Origin of the sequence: Citrobacter sp. wls826 (genome assembly GCF_005281245.1) — a bacterium.
GTDB classification, from domain to species: domain Bacteria; phylum Pseudomonadota; class Gammaproteobacteria; order Enterobacterales; family Enterobacteriaceae; genus Citrobacter; species Citrobacter braakii.
Window position 1 is genome coordinate 147054 of record NZ_SZWS01000063.1, and the last position, 15257, is coordinate 162310.

At 52.3% G+C, this 15257-nt stretch carries 15 protein-coding genes and 1 pseudogene; 12 read left to right on the forward strand and 4 right to left on the reverse strand.

Annotation, left to right across the window (positions count from 1 at the left end; all coding sequences use genetic code 11):
• The 5 genes and pseudogenes from FDW87_RS23135 to flhA form a co-directional block, all read left to right on the forward strand.
• Nucleotides 1–182, forward strand: a pseudogene (locus tag FDW87_RS23135) (GTP-binding protein); the annotation flags it as partial.
• Nucleotides 173–445: a hydrogenase 3 maturation protein HypC gene (gene hypC / locus FDW87_RS19840; protein ID WP_003037411.1), complete on the forward strand. Its 273-nt coding sequence runs from the start codon at nucleotides 173–175 to the stop codon at nucleotides 443–445. The pseudogene FDW87_RS23135 and the gene hypC, both read left to right, overlap by 10 nt.
• Complete coding sequence (gene hypD, locus FDW87_RS19845; protein WP_019077547.1) at nucleotides 445–1566, forward strand: hydrogenase formation protein HypD; 1122 nt, start codon at nucleotides 445–447, stop codon at nucleotides 1564–1566. Before hypC ends, hypD begins: the two co-directional genes overlap by 1 nt.
• Nucleotides 1563–2573, forward strand: a complete 1011-nt coding sequence (hypE, locus tag FDW87_RS19850; protein WP_016157324.1) for a hydrogenase maturation carbamoyl dehydratase HypE — start codon at nucleotides 1563–1565, stop codon at nucleotides 2571–2573. Before hypD ends, hypE begins: the two co-directional genes overlap by 4 nt.
• Nucleotides 2574–2779: 206 nt before the next feature.
• Nucleotides 2780–4858 (forward strand): formate hydrogenlyase transcriptional activator FlhA, encoded by a 2079-nt coding sequence (gene flhA / locus FDW87_RS19855; RefSeq protein WP_016157325.1) that lies wholly within the window; start codon nucleotides 2780–2782, stop codon nucleotides 4856–4858.
• 106 nt (nucleotides 4859–4964) lie between these two features.
• On the opposite strand, the gene FDW87_RS19860 is transcribed toward flhA, so the two are convergent.
• The gene (locus tag FDW87_RS19860) at nucleotides 4965–5309 is read right to left on the reverse strand and encodes a nitrous oxide-stimulated promoter family protein (protein WP_003825888.1); all 345 of its coding nucleotides are present in this window, start codon (nucleotides 5307–5309) and stop codon (nucleotides 4965–4967) included.
• 188 nt (nucleotides 5310–5497) lie between these two features.
• Between FDW87_RS19860 and FDW87_RS19865 the strand changes: the two genes are divergently transcribed.
• From FDW87_RS19865 to sitD, 4 genes are read left to right on the forward strand one after another with little or no spacing between them, the layout of a single operon-like run.
• A complete protein-coding gene (locus FDW87_RS19865) occupies nucleotides 5498–6415 on the forward strand; it encodes a metal ABC transporter substrate-binding protein (protein ID WP_019077550.1) in 918 nt (305 codons plus the stop codon).
• Nucleotides 6412–7233: an iron/manganese ABC transporter ATP-binding protein SitB gene (gene sitB / locus FDW87_RS19870; RefSeq protein WP_137380090.1), complete on the forward strand. Its 822-nt coding sequence runs from the start codon at nucleotides 6412–6414 to the stop codon at nucleotides 7231–7233. The genes FDW87_RS19865 and sitB overlap by 4 nt, the downstream gene beginning before the upstream one ends.
• Nucleotides 7230–8087 (forward strand): iron/manganese ABC transporter permease subunit SitC, encoded by an 858-nt coding sequence (gene sitC, locus FDW87_RS19875; protein ID WP_016154199.1) that lies wholly within the window; start codon nucleotides 7230–7232, stop codon nucleotides 8085–8087. The genes sitB and sitC overlap by 4 nt, the downstream gene beginning before the upstream one ends.
• Nucleotides 8084–8935 (forward strand): iron/manganese ABC transporter permease subunit SitD, encoded by an 852-nt coding sequence (sitD, locus tag FDW87_RS19880; RefSeq protein WP_019077552.1) that lies wholly within the window; start codon nucleotides 8084–8086, stop codon nucleotides 8933–8935. The genes sitC and sitD overlap by 4 nt, the downstream gene beginning before the upstream one ends.
• A 108-nt stretch (nucleotides 8936–9043) precedes the next feature.
• Here the strand turns inward: sitD and FDW87_RS19885 are convergent, their stop codons facing one another.
• Together FDW87_RS19885 and FDW87_RS19890 are read right to left on the reverse strand one after the other, a co-directional pair.
• Complete coding sequence (locus tag FDW87_RS19885; RefSeq protein WP_242444886.1) at nucleotides 9044–9886, reverse strand: EAL domain-containing protein; 843 nt, start codon at nucleotides 9884–9886, stop codon at nucleotides 9044–9046.
• Nucleotides 9887–10069: 183 nt separating this feature from the next.
• Nucleotides 10070–10672, reverse strand: coding sequence for a helix-turn-helix domain-containing protein (locus FDW87_RS19890; RefSeq protein ID WP_016154202.1), 603 nt, complete (start codon nucleotides 10670–10672; stop codon nucleotides 10070–10072).
• Nucleotides 10673–11128: 456 nt separating this feature from the next.
• On the opposite strand from FDW87_RS19890, the gene FDW87_RS19895 reads away from it, so the two are divergent.
• Nucleotides 11129–11914 carry a winged helix-turn-helix domain-containing protein gene (locus FDW87_RS19895; RefSeq protein ID WP_046274827.1) on the forward strand — a complete coding sequence of 262 codons (786 nt, stop codon included), beginning with the start codon at nucleotides 11129–11131 and terminating at the stop codon, nucleotides 11912–11914.
• On the forward strand, nucleotides 11914–12426 hold the full coding sequence (locus tag FDW87_RS19900; protein ID WP_016154204.1) for a hypothetical protein: 513 nt from the start codon (nucleotides 11914–11916) through the stop codon (nucleotides 12424–12426). Before FDW87_RS19895 ends, FDW87_RS19900 begins: the two co-directional genes overlap by 1 nt.
• A 133-nt stretch (nucleotides 12427–12559) precedes the next feature.
• On the opposite strand, the gene FDW87_RS23350 is transcribed toward FDW87_RS19900, so the two are convergent.
• Complete coding sequence (locus tag FDW87_RS23350) at nucleotides 12560–12667, reverse strand: YqaE/Pmp3 family membrane protein (RefSeq protein ID WP_225836897.1); 108 nt, start codon at nucleotides 12665–12667, stop codon at nucleotides 12560–12562.
• Between FDW87_RS23350 and mutS the strand changes: the two genes are divergently transcribed.
• Complete coding sequence (mutS, locus tag FDW87_RS19910; protein WP_016154205.1) at nucleotides 12630–15197, forward strand: DNA mismatch repair protein MutS; 2568 nt, start codon at nucleotides 12630–12632, stop codon at nucleotides 15195–15197. The two genes, FDW87_RS23350 and mutS, sit on opposite strands and share 38 nt — an antisense overlap.
• The last annotated feature ends 60 nt before the right edge of the window (nucleotides 15198–15257 follow it).

Below are 15257 nucleotides of genomic sequence, written 5' to 3' on the forward strand. Positions count from 1 at the left end.
CCGCGTCGCTGATGCTGCTCAACAAAGTAGACCTACTGCCGTACCTCAATTTTGACGTAGAAAAGTGCATCGCCAGCGCCCGGGAAGTGAACCCGGAAATTGAGATTATCCTGATTTCCGCCACCAGTGGCGAAGGCATGGACCAATGGCTCTCCTGGCTGGAGACGCAGCGATGTGCATAGGTGTTCCGGGTCAAATCCGCACCATTGATGGCAACCAGGCCAAAGTCGACGTTTGCGGTATTCAGCGCGACGTCGACCTGACGCTGGTCGGAAGCTGCGATGAACACGGTCAACCCCGTCTGGGCCAGTGGGTACTGGTCCACGTCGGCTTTGCCATGAGCATCATTAATGAAGCTGAAGCGCGCGACACGCTCGACGCGCTGCAAAACATGTTTGACGTTGAGCCGGATGTCGGCGCGTTGTTGTATGGCGAGGAAAAATAATGCGTTTTGTTGACGAATACCGCGCACCAGAACAGGTGATGCAGTTGATAGAGCACCTGTGTGAACGTGCCGCACACCTCCCCTACACTGCTGAACGCCCGCTGCGCATCATGGAAGTGTGTGGTGGTCATACCCACGCTATCTTCAAGTTCGGTCTCGACCAATTGCTGCCTGACAACGTCGAGTTTATTCATGGCCCGGGCTGCCCGGTTTGCGTTCTGCCGATGGGCAGAATCGACAGCTGTGTGGAAATCGCCAGCCATCCTGAAGTGATTTTTTGCACCTTTGGCGATGCGATGCGCGTTCCGGGTAAACAAGGTTCTTTGCTACAAGCCAAAGCGCGCGGCGCGGATATCCGCATCGTCTATTCACCGATGGATGCGCTGAAGCTGGCGCAGGAAAACCCAACGCGTAAGGTTGTGTTCTTTGGCCTGGGTTTTGAAACCACAATGCCAACCACCGCCATCACCCTTCAGCAGGCAAAACAGCGTGACGTGCAGAACTTTTACTTTTTCTGCCAGCACATCACGCTTATCCCTACGCTGCGCAGCCTGCTGGAACAGCCGGACAACGGCATCGACGCCTTCTTAGCGCCGGGCCATGTCAGCATGGTGATTGGCACTGATGCCTATAATTTCATTGCTTCAGATTTCCATCGTCCGTTGGTGGTCGCCGGTTTCGAACCGCTCGATCTGTTGCAGGGCGTGGTGATGTTGATTGAACAGAAGATTGCCGCGCATAGCCAGGTCGAAAACCAGTATCGCCGCGTGGTGCCGGACGCCGGTAACCTGTTAGCGCAACAGGCCATCGCCGAAGTGTTCTGCGTCAATGGCGATAGCGAATGGCGCGGTCTGGGCGTCATTGAATCCTCTGGCGTTCACCTGACGCCAGACTATCAGCGCTTTGATGCCGAAGCGCATTTCCAGCCAGCGCCGCAGCAGGTGTATGACGATCCGCGCGCGCGTTGCGGCGAGGTATTGACCGGCAGATGCAAACCGCATCAGTGCCCGCTATTTGGCAAAACCTGTAACCCGGAGACCGCGTTTGGCGCCCTGATGGTCTCCTCAGAAGGCGCATGTGCCGCCTGGTATCAGTATCGTCAGCAGGAGTGTGAAGCATGAACAGCGTACAACTCGCCCACGGTAGCGGCGGTCAGGCTATGCAGCAGTTGATCAACAGTCTGTTTATGGAGGCTTTTGCTAATCCGTGGCTGGCGGAACAAGAAGATCAGGCCCGTCTGGATCTGGCGCAACTGGTTGCAGAAGGCGATCGTCTGGCGTTTTCAACCGACAGCTATGTTATCGATCCGTTGTTCTTCCCGGGTGGCAATATCGGCAAGCTGGCCATCTGCGGTACGGCTAACGACGTGGCGGTCAGCGGCGCGATCCCTCGCTACCTCTCCTGCGGTTTTATCCTCGAAGAGGGTTTGCCGATGGAGACGTTGAAAACCGTCGTCAACAGTATGGCGGCGACCGCGCGTGAAGCAGGCATCGCCATCGTGACCGGCGATACCAAAGTCGTGCAGCGCGGCGCTGCAGACAAGCTGTTCATCAACACGGCCGGAATGGGGGCGATCCCCGCCAACATTCACTGGGGCGCACAGACCCTCGGCCCAGGCGATGTGCTGCTGGTCAGCGGTACGCTTGGCGATCACGGCGCAACTATCCTTAACCTGCGCGAACAGCTGGGTCTTGATGGCGAACTGGTCAGCGACTGCGCGGTATTGACACCGCTTATCCAGACGCTGCGTGATATTCCCGGCGTGAAGGCGCTGCGTGACGCGACCCGTGGCGGCGTAAATGCGGTAACGCATGAATTTGCCGCCTCATGCGGGTTTGGTATTGAGCTGTCTGAAGCGGCCCTGCCCGTGAAGCCCGCGGTGCGTGGCGTTTGCGAACTGCTGGGTCTGGATGCGCTTAACTTTGCTAACGAAGGCAAGCTGGTGATTGCCGTTGAGCGTCAGGCTGCTGAAACGGTGCTTGCCGCGCTGCGCGCACATCCGTTAGGACGCGATGCCGCAATGATTGGTGAAGTGGTAGAACGCAAAGGTGTGCGTCTTGCCGGACTCTACGGCGTGAAACGCACTCTCGATTTACCACACGCCGAACCATTACCTCGTATATGCTAACAGCCGGTTGGCAGCAAGCTGTAGGCCGGGTAAGACGCATTTGCGTCGACATCCGGCCTTAACGCTGCAATATCACCTGATGGCGTTTTGCCGATCGGGTCTACGGTTCGTGTAGCGGGACCAGTCCGGCAATAATTTACGACTTATACCTATAATTCATTTACCGTTTTCGCACCGTTCTGCGGTGCTTTTCCTGGAAAAGCAATATGTCGTATACACCGATGAGTGACCTCGGACAGCAAGGCCTGTTCGATATTACTCGTACATTATTACAGCAGCCCGACCTGCCGTCTCTCAGCGAGGCGCTTTCGCAACTGGTCAAGCGTTCAGCGCTGGCCGACTGCGCGGCTATTGTCTTATGGCAGGCACAAACGCAGCGTGCGCGTTATTTTGCGACGCGTGAAAATGGTAACCCCATCGATTATGAAGACGAAACGGTGCTGGCGCATGGCCCGGTACGCCGTATTTTGTCTCGCCCCGATGCGCTGCACTGCAACTATCACGAGTTTAACGAAACCTGGCCACAGCTGGCCTCTGGCGGGCTGTATTCTAAATTTGGTCACTACTGCCTGCTGCCGCTGGCGGCAGATGGACGAATCTTTGGCGGTTGCGAATTTATCCGTAACGAAGACCAACCGTGGAGTGAAAAAGAGTACAACCGGCTGCAGACCTTCACCCAAATAGTCGGCGTCGTTGCTGAACAAATTCAAAGCCGGGTCAGCAACAATGTCGATTACGATCTCCTGTGCCGTGAGCGTGATAACTTTCGCATCCTGGTCGCCATCACCAATGCTGTGCTCTCCCGCCTGGATATTGATGAGCTGGTCAGCGAAGTCGCTAAAGAGATCCATCACTACTTCGACATTGATGCCATCAGCATCGTGTTACGCAGCGATCGCAAAAACAAGCTCAGCATTTATTCCACTCACTATCTGGATGAACATCATCCGGCACACGAACAAAGTGAAGTGGACGAAGCCGGCACGCTCTCTGAACGGGTCTTCAAAAGCAAAGAGATGCTGCTGATTAACCTGAGCGAACGCGATACCCTGGCCCCTTACGAAAGAATGTTGTTCGAAACCTGGGGCAACCAGCTACAGACTCTGTGCCTGCTGCCGCTGATGTCCGGCAATAATATGCTCGGCGTACTTAAGCTGGCGCAATGCGAAGAGAAAGTATTCACCACCGCCAATCTCAAACTGCTGCGCCAAATCGCAGAACGCGTGGCGATCGCCGTGGATAACGCCCTCGCCTACCAGGAGATCCACCGCCTGAAGGAGCGGCTGGTCGATGAAAACCTGGCGCTGACTGAACAACTCAACAACGTGGAGAGTGAGTTCGGAGAAATCATTGGCCGCAGCGAAGCGATGTACAGCGTACTCAAACAGGTCGAAATGGTGGCGCAAAGCGACAGCACTGTCCTGATTCTTGGTGAAACCGGGACGGGTAAGGAGCTGATTGCACGAGCAATTCACAACCTGAGCGGACGTAACGCCCGTCGGATGGTGAAAATGAACTGCGCGGCAATGCCTGCCGGATTGCTGGAAAGCGATCTGTTTGGCCATGAGCGTGGCGCATTTACCGGGGCCAGCACGCAGCGGATTGGACGCTTTGAACTGGCGGACAAAAGTTCGTTATTTCTCGATGAAGTTGGCGACATGCCTCTGGAGCTTCAGCCCAAGCTGCTGCGCGTTCTGCAGGAGCAGGAGTTTGAACGTCTGGGCAGCAATAAGCTGATCCAGACCGACGTTCGCTTGATCGCTGCCACTAACCGCGATCTGAAAAAGATGGTCGCCGATCGCGAGTTTCGTAACGATCTCTACTATCGACTGAACGTCTTCCCGATCCATCTGCCGCCGCTGCGCGAGCGCCCGGAAGATATTCCGCTGCTGGTGAAAGCCTTCACCTTCAAAATTGCCCGCCGGATGGGGCGCAATATCGACAGCATTCCCGCCGAAGCCCTGCGTACGCTGAGCAACATGGAATGGCCGGGTAACGTGCGCGAGCTGGAAAACGTCGTAGAACGCGCGGTTCTGCTCACCCGGGGCAACGTGCTGCAACTGTCCTTGCCGGATGTAATCGCTATGGCGCCGTCTACGCCGCCGGTGGCGACCGAAGTCGCGCAGGATGGCGAAGATGAATACCAGCTGATAATGCGCGTTCTGAAAGAAACCAATGGCGTTGTCGCCGGTCCTAAAGGCGCGGCACAAAGACTGGGGTTGAAACGCACAACGTTACTCTCGCGCATGAAGCGCCTGGGCATTGATAAGGACGCACTGGTTTAACGGATTATTGCCCGATAGCGCTACGCTTATCGGGCCTACGCCACTGGTGCGTTTGTCTTTGTCGGCCGGATAAGGCGCAGCCGCCATCCGGCATAGAATTGCTAAATCACTTCTTCCGCTGGTATTTCTCGGGTAACTCCGGCACCGGACGTTTGTCATCAATCAGATGACGCACGGTCAGGATCGGATGACGCCAGAGCATTCTGGGTCCAGCCCAACGCATAATTTGCTTCATCTCTTCGCGTTTAGCGGGCTGGTAACAGTGCACCGGACACTGTTTGCAGGCCGGTTTTTCCTCACCAAATACGCATTTATCCAGGCGCTTTTGCGCATAGGCAAACAACGCATCGTAATGCCCCGGTTCATCTGAAGCCTGCGGACACTGGCTCTCATACAGCGAGATCATTCTCTGGATCGTCATTTTCTCACGTGCAATACGTTTGCCGGACATGATGCCTCCATAATTAAGTTGCATAAATAATACACCTTAACTAAGCGCAGGACTATTGCCTGGGGGTGATACATTCCTTAGCACCCTACGCAAATAAGAATTATTTTCATTTGTTTATGCCGTGTGCTATATAACATAGCAAAGGCTATATTCGATGATAAATTAACCACTTTGTTGTGAGGGATACTATGCCGCATCTGCCCCATCTGAAGTCATTTCTCCTTGCCAGCGTGTTAACGGCGCTTACGCTGTCACCTGCCTGGGCGAAAGAAAAGTTCAAAGTGATAACCACCTTTACGGTGATTGCCGATATGGCAAGCAATGTGGCAGGTGACGCGGCGGACGTCAGTTCCATCACCAAACCCGGGGCAGAAATTCACGAATATCAACCCACACCGGGGGATATTAAACGGGCACAAGGCGCACAGCTTATTCTCTCCAACGGCCTTAACCTCGAACTATGGTTTGCCCGCTTCTATCAAAATTTGTCCGGCGTACCGGAGGTCATGGTCTCAAATGGCGTGCAGCCAATGGGTATCAGCGAAGGGCCATACAACGGCAAACCGAATCCGCATGCCTGGATGTCAGCGGAGAACGCGCTTATCTACGTGGATAACATTCGCGATGCGTTGATGAAATACGATCCCGACCATGCCGCAACCTACCAGAAAAATGCGGAGAATTATAAAGCGAAAATCCAGCAGACTCTGGCGCCACTGCATGCAGAACTGGCGAAGCTCCCTGCTGATAAACGCTGGCTGGTCACCAGCGAAGGCGCATTCTCTTACCTCGCGCGTGATAACGGCCTGAAAGAGCTGTATCTATGGCCGATCAATGCCGATCAGCAAGGCACGCCCAAGCAGGTACGCAAAGTGATCGATGCGATCAGAAAACATCAAATCCCTACCGTATTTAGCGAAAGCACCGTGTCCGACAAACCTGCGCGTCAGGTCGCCCGCGAGTCTGGCGCGTATTACGGCGGCGTGCTGTATGTCGATTCGCTCAGCGCTGCCGATGGTCCGGTACCGACCTATCTGGATTTACTGCGCGTGACGACAGAAACCATCGTCAGCGGCATCAACGACGGGTTAAGGAGCCAAAAATGAGTCAATCTGCGATTACCGTGAATCAGGTTACGGTGACGTATCGCAACGGCCACACCGCGCTGCGGGATGCCACTTTTCAGGTTCCGGGCGGCTCAATTGCCGCTCTGGTCGGCGTAAACGGTTCGGGAAAATCAACGCTTTTTAAAGCGCTGATGGGTTTTGTCCGGTTGGCGAAAGGGAAAATATCTATTCTGCAACAACCGGTTAATAAGGCGCTCAAACAGAATCTTATCGCCTATGTCCCCCAGTCAGAAGAGGTGGACTGGTCGTTTCCGGTACTGGTGGAAGATGTAGTGATGATGGGCCGCTTTGGCCATATGGGTTGGCTGCGTCGACCAAAACAGATCGACCACGACTGCGTGGATGCGGCGCTGGCGCGGGTAGATATGCTGGACTATCGCCATCGCCAGATAGGTGAACTGTCCGGCGGGCAGAAAAAACGCGTTTTTCTGGCAAGAGCCATCGCACAGGACGGGCAGGTTATTTTACTGGATGAACCCTTCACCGGCGTGGATGTGAAAACCGAGGCCCGGATCATCGATCTGCTGCGTGAACTGCGTGATGAAGGCCGGACCATGCTGGTCTCTACCCATAATCTGGGATCCGTAACCGAATTTTGCGATTACACGGTGATGATTAAGGGCACGGTGCTGGCAAGTGGGCCAACCGAAACCACCTTTACCCACGAGAATCTCGAGCTGGCATTCAGCGGCGTTCTGCGTCACGTCGCGCTGAGCGGCGGTGAACAACACGTGATTACCGATGATGAACGTCCGTTTATTTCGCGACGCGCGGCAAGCGAGGGGGAGCAATCATGAACTGGCTGACGGAGCCGTTTGGCTACCAGTACATGCTCAACGCCATGTGGGTTTCGGCGATGGTCGGCGGCCTGTGCGCATTTCTCTCCTGCTATCTGATGCTCAAAGGCTGGTCGCTGATTGGCGATGCGCTGTCGCACTCGATCGTTCCAGGCGTGGCCGGAGCCTATATGTTAGGGCTTCCCTTTGCGCTGGGCGCATTTCTTTCCGGTGGACTGGCGGCGGGCAGCATGCTGTTTCTCAATCAGCGTTCACGCCTGAAGGAAGATGCCATTATCGGGCTGATTTTTTCGTCCTTTTTCGGTATCGGGCTGTTTATGGTGTCGCTTAATCCGATGTCGGTGAACATCCAGACCATTATTCTGGGTAACATCCTGGCGATTGCGCCGGAAGATATTCTGCAACTGGCGATCATCGGCGTGGTTTCGCTGACCATTCTGTTTTTGAAGTGGAAAGATCTGATGGTGGTCTTTTTTGATGAAAATCACGCGCGGTCTATCGGTCTTAATCCGGGTCGGCTGAAACTATTGTTTTTTACGTTGCTCTCCGTTTCCACGATCGCCGCACTGCAAACCGTCGGCGCCTTTCTGGTGATTTGCCTGGTGGTTACGCCCGGTGCGACGGCCTGGCTGCTGACCGATCGTTTTCCTCGCCTACTCACCATCGCCGTGGCGCTCGGCAGCCTGACCAGCTTTTTCGGCGCCTGGCTAAGCTACTGGCTGGACGGTGCAACCGGCGGAATTATCGTCGTTCTGCAAACGCTGCTGTTCCTGCTGGCATTTGTCTTCGCACCAAAACACGGTCTGCTGGCAAATCGCCGCCGCGCCCGTCTGGTGAACAAGGAGCAAGTATGATCTTAACAACGCTGCTGGAACCTTTTCAGTTTAGCTTTATGGTTAATGCGCTGGTCATCTCTACCATCGTCGCCGTGCCCTGCGCGCTGCTGTCGGTATTTTTAGTACTCAAAGGCTGGGCGCTTATGGGCGATGCCATGAGTCATGCGGTTTTCCCAGGGATTGTCCTGGCGTGGATTGCGGGCATCCCGCTGGCAATTGGCGCGTTTATCGCCGGTCTGTTCTGCGCGGTGGCGACCGGATACCTCGACGATAACAGCCGCATTAAGCGCGACACCATCATGGGTATTGTTTTCTCCGGGATGTTTGGTGCGGGTCTGGTGCTGTACGTCTCTATCCAGTCGGAAGTCCATCTCGATCATATTCTGTTCGGCGACATGCTGGGCGTATCGTTAAGCGATATCATGCAAACCGCGGTTATTACTCTGGGGATCGCGCTTGTCATCGGACTTAAATGGAAAGATTTGCTGCTGCATGCGTTCGACCCACATCAGGCAAAGGCCAGTGGGCTTAACACCGCACTGCTGCATTACGGCCTGTTGTGCATGATCGCCCTGACGATTGTCGCCACGCTAAAATCGGTAGGGATTATTTTGTCAATTTCATTACTGATTGCACCTGGCGCCATCGCGATTTTAATGACGCGGAAATTTTCCCACGCCTTATGGCTGGCGGTGGCGATGTCGGTCATTACCTCATTTATGGGCGTGTACCTGTCATTTTTCATCGACAGCGCACCGGCTCCCACCATAGTCGTACTATTTTCCCTGCTGTTTGTGATTACCTTTATTTATGCAACCCTGCGCGATCGGCGTTTAGAGAATCAGCTTCAGCTACAGGATCCGTAAATTATGGGTCTGCTAATGTTCTTGATATTAATATAGCCTCCGCCAGGAGGTTATATTATCGGCAGATTACAGCATCGTGATGATACGTTTAAATAAACGGATTATAGATTACTCTAACGTGAACAACGGTTGTGGCTTGCCAATGTGGTATCCCTGTAACCACCCGACATTCATGTGTTCCAGGTGCATCTGGATTTCGGCACTTTCAACAAACTCGGCGACAACCTGCATACCTTTCATTGCCGCAACCCGGCAGAAAGATTCGATGATATAGCGACTAACCTCACATTTTATAATCCCACGAACGAAAGACCCATCAATCTTCAAAATATCTGCTTCAATGTTCATCAGGCGTTCATAGCTTGCAAACCCGGCACCGAAGTCATCAATCGCGATCCGACATCCCAATTGACGTAGTAAGCGTAGTGTATCTGCCGTGTGTTCTTTATCTGACAGGGTATCAGCCTCGGTTATCTCAAAAATAATCCGTTGCGGTATCACCACATATTCCTGCAACAACGCAGTTATCTTTGCAACGATACCTGAACAACATAGCGTCACTGGCGCCAGGTTAATGGAAAAACAACTCAGCGGATGGTAGCGCATGTACTTCAGGGTGTTCTCAATAACCCAAAGATCGATATCGGGTGCTAACCCTGTGTCGCGTGCAACCGACAGAAAATGGTCAGGGGAAAGAAATTCCCCGTGCTCATTGAGCATGCGGATCAATATCTCATGATAGGATTCATCACCACGAGTACTGACGATAGGCTGGGCCAGCAGGACAAAGGTATTGTGATCCAACGCGTTTTGCAGTGCAGCGCGAACATCCGTTGTATCGGTAGTAGGGTTGCCAAACAGTCGGCTATGCTGTGCCTCAAGGTTTTCCGGCCTGCCGTTGGTCATTGGCGATATGACTTTTGTTATTATTGGAGGGAACATCATATTCATATCAAATTAATAAATAAATACTAATTTATAGATAAAAATGGACATTCCGCGTAGCTGGCATCAGCGGTGAAGAAAAAGACAAAAACCAACATACTGATAATCAACAAAAATCACAAACCCAGTTTTTTCATTATCATTCCAGCTGAGTGCAAAAAAACACGTCAGATGCTTTTAATGTTAACTTTAACATACAAAAAAAGAGAGTTTCCCTCGCTTCATAATTATTTTTCCGTCACTCACTAACTCCTGCAATACTTTGTGGATAGCACTGCGTGAGATATGATTTCGAGCGAGAATGAATGTATACACAGATGTGTTTTCACGCATCTCTGGCTCCATCGACCAAATATATTTCAGGTGTTCAATAATCAATTCACGGATAGTGCGATGCGATTGCAATTTTTCTCGCTGAAAATAGCGTTGCAGATGTAGCGTTAAAATATCAAATGCATGTTTCCAAAGATTCTTAGCAGTGAACAAAAGTTCGGCATTGGGTGCACTCATCGCCCACATTTCACAATCGGTATCACAACGTAAATAGTGTCCGGCAACTTCCGTACGCATTTGCGGCAAGCCGAGGATGGCCGGCGCAGAAATACTTACCATCACCAAATCATTTTCCACACGATGAACAGAGACGGCCCCTTTCTCCAGAAACAAGATATTTCCATCACTCTTCAGATCAATACGCTGGCGTTTTTTACGTAAGGACAGCCAGGCATTATCTGACTTTTTCATTTCATCACCAACAAGCACTACAGCATTTTCAATATCTTTCTGGAACATGGGACTCTCTACCGCAAATTATGGCTTTGTCAAAACGAGGGTGGATTTTTACTCAACACGAAAAATAAATGTCAGCTCACCAACAAGCTGACATTTATTCCCATCTACATCTACCACCGGCATTCCCTGGTGCCGTTGACGCGTTCAGACTCATGCTGTTTTCGCGTGGTGGCGCCAGGCAGTATATGACGCTGTCCATAAAGAATTAATGGCAATCATCTTTGTCGTTGTTATTTCATCTTTCTGTTCTTTGCAATGTAGCCAAAAAGATACAATACATTGATTTATATATGGTTTATTTTCATTAAAAAGTTATCATTGTTGTTATATTATGATACGAAATTGAAACACTTCGCGGTTCTCGCTGCAGGGTCGGGTCCATACTGGTGGTCTTTATAGGCTAAGTGGTATCATGACTCGCCAACCGCCTGGCGCACCAGCAAGAGTAGAAACATCATGTCTGAGACTGGCAATGTCAGTTATCTGATTGAAAAAATAATAATATTTACGCCAGCTACACAATCGCTGGCGCGGATAGATCAACCCAATCAGCGGATAAAACTCAAACACTCGGCGTCATTATGTCTTTTATTACTTATTCAACATCGTGGGCAAGTGGTTTCCCAAAACGAACTACTGGAATTCGGCTGGGGTAAAAATCACCGCCAGGTGAGCTTCAACGCCTTTTATCAAAGCATTCTCTCTTTGCGCAAAAGTTTGCTGCAGCTGGAACTGGAGCAACCGCTTATCACCACGATCCCCCGCAAAGGGCTGATCATCCAGGAAGAGTTCAATATTCAGGTGATTGAAACTCCGGAGGAGAGCGTATCTTTTACAGCAGAACCGTTAGTGCCGGATGTCGCCATCGAAGAACTGTCAGATGACACAGCGCGCCAACCTTTGATCACCACTGCTGAAATGGTAATACTTGCTATTACCCTGATAATTTGTGTGCTTATAATGTATCCGTGGCAAACCAGTGATAACTATTTCTCCGGCTATATCACCGCAGACAACGCCCCCACTGACTGTCAGTACTATTTTAATAATGATGCCAGTAACTTCTCCCGACATACGGCATTTATCAACAAAAATCCTGGGCTGTGTCAGAGCCATAAATTTATCTATATCACCACCTACCCTGAATCCAAAAAATTATCCGTGCTTGTATGTCGCTCACCGATGAAAAACAGGCAGGAAAACGCCTGTCAGTCGGTTTATTACCCACGGTATGATAGCTAATGAATTTTTATTCCCGAACGCCCCGCATCCAGACAGGTATTATCCTGTTGCTTTGTTTTGCTGCGCTAATTGTTACCGCCGTCTACCGGTACAGTAAAAACAATGGTCAGTTACATAATCTGACCTGTCGGTCTGCCATCGAGATTGTACGCAATACAAGCTCATTCCGAGGGATCATTGATATCAAAACCGGCGGCAGCAAAGGTATTGTGAATATTGATGGCATTATCAAAGATGCCGAAAATAATGAGCAGACCGTGCAACGCATGGTACTTTTTACGCAATCCAGCTACGGCTCAAGCCCGGTTTGGATTTCGCAGAAAATCCAAATCTCCAATCGCGAAACAGCACCCGCCAGTCTCATTCAGGAACTCCTCCCCGACTTCTTCCTGACCAACACCAGCGTATCCAACGTCGATTTTTTTGCGCTGAATAGAGAGACGTATTTGATTACCAAAGAGGGGATCCCCTATCTGTACTGCCAGAATTATGCGTTGCCGGAAAATGAATAATCAATAAGCGTTCTGGCGGTAAAACCTACGGATGAATCTCAGTCGTTGTCGGTGATAAGATAGGCCATTCTGACCGAGCCAAAGCTCGTCGTTACTGCCCTTCAGACGGCTTTCGAATGACAAATTTGTGGGTTTATGTGAGTTTCCAGGGGCTCGCATGAGACGACCCAGGTACCCAAAAGATTAAAAAGAGCAAAAACGATATGAAAGAGTCACTTGATACGGACTTCACGAACCACACGCCGATGATGCAGCAGTATCTCAAGCTGAAGGCTCAGCACCCGGAAATACTGCTGTTTTACCGCATGGGCGACTTTTACGAACTGTTTTATGACGATGCGAAACGCGCGTCTCAGCTGCTTGATATCTCCCTGACCAAACGCGGCGCATCTGCGGGCGAGCCAATCCCGATGGCAGGCATTCCTCATCATGCGGTAGAAAACTACCTCGCCAAGCTGGTCAATCAGGGTGAGTCCGTTGCTATTTGTGAACAGATTGGCGATCCGGCAACCAGCAAAGGCCCGGTTGAGCGCAAAGTGGTACGTATTGTCACGCCAGGCACCATCAGTGATGAAGCGTTGTTGCAGGAACGCCAGGACAACCTGCTGGCCGCCATCTGGCAAGACAGTAAAGGGTACGGCTACGCTACGCTGGATATCAGCTCCGGGCGTTTTCGTGTCAGTGAACCCGCTGACCGCGAAACCATGGCCGCGGAATTGCAGCGCACCAACCCCGCTGAATTGCTGTATGCCGAGGATTTTGCCGAAACCTCGCTGATAGAGGGACGTCGCGGCCTGCGTCGTCGTCCGCTGTGGGAATTTGAAATTGATACCGCCCGTCAGCAGTTAAATCTGCAGTTCGGCACGCGGGATCTGATTGGCTTTGGCGTGGAAAACGCCCCACGCGGATTATGCGCTGCCGGCTGTCTGCTGCAATACGTAAAAGATACCCAACGCACCTCGCTGCCGCATATTCGTTCCATCACCATGGAGCGTCAGCAGGACAGCATCATCATGGACGCCGCCACACGCCGCAATCTGGAAATCACCCAGAACCTGGCGGGCGGGGTGGAAAACACGCTGGCTTCAGTACTCGACTGCACCGTGACACCGATGGGTAGCCGTATGCTCAAGCGCTGGCTGCATATGCCGGTCCGCGACACCAAAATCCTCATCGAGCGCCAACAGACCATCGGCGCGCTGCAGGATACCACCAGCGAATTACAACCCGTGCTGCGTCAGGTAGGCGATCTGGAACGTATTCTGGCGCGTCTGGCCCTGCGTACTGCGCGCCCGCGCGATCTGGCCCGTATGCGTCATGCCTTCCAGCAATTACCCGAACTGCGCGCACAACTGGAAAACGTAGACAGTGCCCCTGTGCAGATGCTGCGCGAGAAAATGGGTGAGTTTACTGAGCTGCGTGAACTGTTGGAACGTGCCGTCGTGGAAGCTCCGCCAGTGCTCGTACGTGACGGCGGCGTCATTGCCCCAGGCTACAATGAAGAGCTTGATGAGTGGCGAGCGCTGGCTGATGGCGCCACGGACTACCTCGACAGACTGGAAATCCGCGAACGCGAACGCACCGGTCTGGACACGCTGAAAGTAGGATTTAACGCCGTGCACGGCTACTACATTCAGATCAGCCGTGGGCAAAGTCATCTGGCGCCAATTAACTACGTACGCCGCCAGACATTGAAAAACGCCGAACGCTACATTATTCCGGAACTGAAAGAGTACGAAGACAAAGTTCTGACCTCAAAAGGCAAAGCGCTGGCGCTGGAAAAACAGCTGTATGACGAACTGTTCGACATGCTGCTGCCACACCTGGCTGATTTGCAACAGAGCGCCAGCGCGCTGGCGGAGTTGGACGTGCTGGTCAACCTCGCGGAGCGTGCTTATACCCTGAATTACACCTGTCCGATCTTCACCGATAAACCCGGCATTCGTATTACCGAGGGACGCCATCCGGTGGTTGAACAGGTGCTGACCGAGCCGTTTATCGCCAACCCGCTTAACCTCTCGCCTCAGCGACGAATGCTGATCATCACCGGCCCAAACATGGGGGGTAAAAGTACCTATATGCGCCAGACGGCGTTGATTGCGCTACTGGCCTATATCGGCAGCTACGTTCCGGCACAGAAAGTCGAGATCGGGCCTATCGATCGTATCTTTACCCGCGTGGGCGCGGCGGATGATCTGGCATCAGGTCGTTCCACCTTCATGGTAGAAATGACCGAAACCGCCAACATTCTGCATAACGCCACCGAGAACAGTCTGGTGCTGATGGATGAGATTGGACGCGGTACCTCCACCTACGACGGCCTGTCGCTGGCATGGGCATGCGCAGAAAATCTGGCGAATAAAATCAAAGCATTAACTTTATTTGCGACCCACTACTTCGAACTGACGCAGTTACCGGAGAAAATGGAGGGTGTCGCTAATGTGCATCTGGATGCGTTAGAGCACGGTGATACCATCGCCTTCATGCACAGCGTGCAGGATGGCGCGGCGAGCAAGAGCTATGGTCTGGCAGTCGCTGCCCTGGCTGGCGTACCGAAAGAGGTGATCAAGCGTGCGCGGCAAAAACTGCGCGAACTGGAAAGCATCGCGCCAAATGTTGCCGCAACCCAGGTCGACGGTACGCAGATGTCGCTGCTGTCAGTACCGGAAGAAACGTCACCCGCCGTTGATGCGCTGGAAAATCTCGACCCGGATTCGCTAACGCCTCGCCAGGCGCTTGAGTGGATCTACCGGTTGAAAAGTCTGGTGTAGTAAAAAGAGCCCGATAGCGTTAGCCCTAAAGAAAAAGGCCAGTCTCAATGAGACTGGCCT

What these genes read in the sequence shown, in the direction of transcription:
- hypD (WP_019077547.1), top strand. Translation starts at nt 445, where the DNA reads ATGCGTTTTGTTGACGAATACCGCGCACCAGAACAGGTGATGCAGTTG.
- FDW87_RS19865 (WP_019077550.1), top strand. Translation starts at nt 5,498, where the DNA reads ATGCCGCATCTGCCCCATCTGAAGTCATTTCTCCTTGCCAGCGTGTTA.
- FDW87_RS19860 (WP_003825888.1), bottom strand. Translation starts at nt 5,309, where the DNA reads ATGTCCGGCAAACGTATTGCACGTGAGAAAATGACGATCCAGAGAATG.
- sitC (WP_016154199.1), top strand. Translation starts at nt 7,230, where the DNA reads ATGAACTGGCTGACGGAGCCGTTTGGCTACCAGTACATGCTCAACGCC.
- FDW87_RS19890 (WP_016154202.1), bottom strand. Translation starts at nt 10,672, where the DNA reads ATGTTCCAGAAAGATATTGAAAATGCTGTAGTGCTTGTTGGTGATGAA.
- FDW87_RS19900 (WP_016154204.1), top strand. Translation starts at nt 11,914, where the DNA reads ATGAATTTTTATTCCCGAACGCCCCGCATCCAGACAGGTATTATCCTG.
- hypC (WP_003037411.1), top strand. Translation starts at nt 173, where the DNA reads ATGTGCATAGGTGTTCCGGGTCAAATCCGCACCATTGATGGCAACCAG.
- sitD (WP_019077552.1), top strand. Translation starts at nt 8,084, where the DNA reads ATGATCTTAACAACGCTGCTGGAACCTTTTCAGTTTAGCTTTATGGTT.
- flhA (WP_016157325.1), top strand. Translation starts at nt 2,780, where the DNA reads ATGTCGTATACACCGATGAGTGACCTCGGACAGCAAGGCCTGTTCGAT.
- FDW87_RS19885 (WP_242444886.1), bottom strand. Translation starts at nt 9,886, where the DNA reads ATGAATATGATGTTCCCTCCAATAATAACAAAAGTCATATCGCCAATG.
- FDW87_RS19895 (WP_046274827.1), top strand. Translation starts at nt 11,129, where the DNA reads ATGTCTGAGACTGGCAATGTCAGTTATCTGATTGAAAAAATAATAATA.
- mutS (WP_016154205.1), top strand. Translation starts at nt 12,630, where the DNA reads ATGAAAGAGTCACTTGATACGGACTTCACGAACCACACGCCGATGATG.
- sitB (WP_137380090.1), top strand. Translation starts at nt 6,412, where the DNA reads ATGAGTCAATCTGCGATTACCGTGAATCAGGTTACGGTGACGTATCGC.
- hypE (WP_016157324.1), top strand. Translation starts at nt 1,563, where the DNA reads ATGAACAGCGTACAACTCGCCCACGGTAGCGGCGGTCAGGCTATGCAG.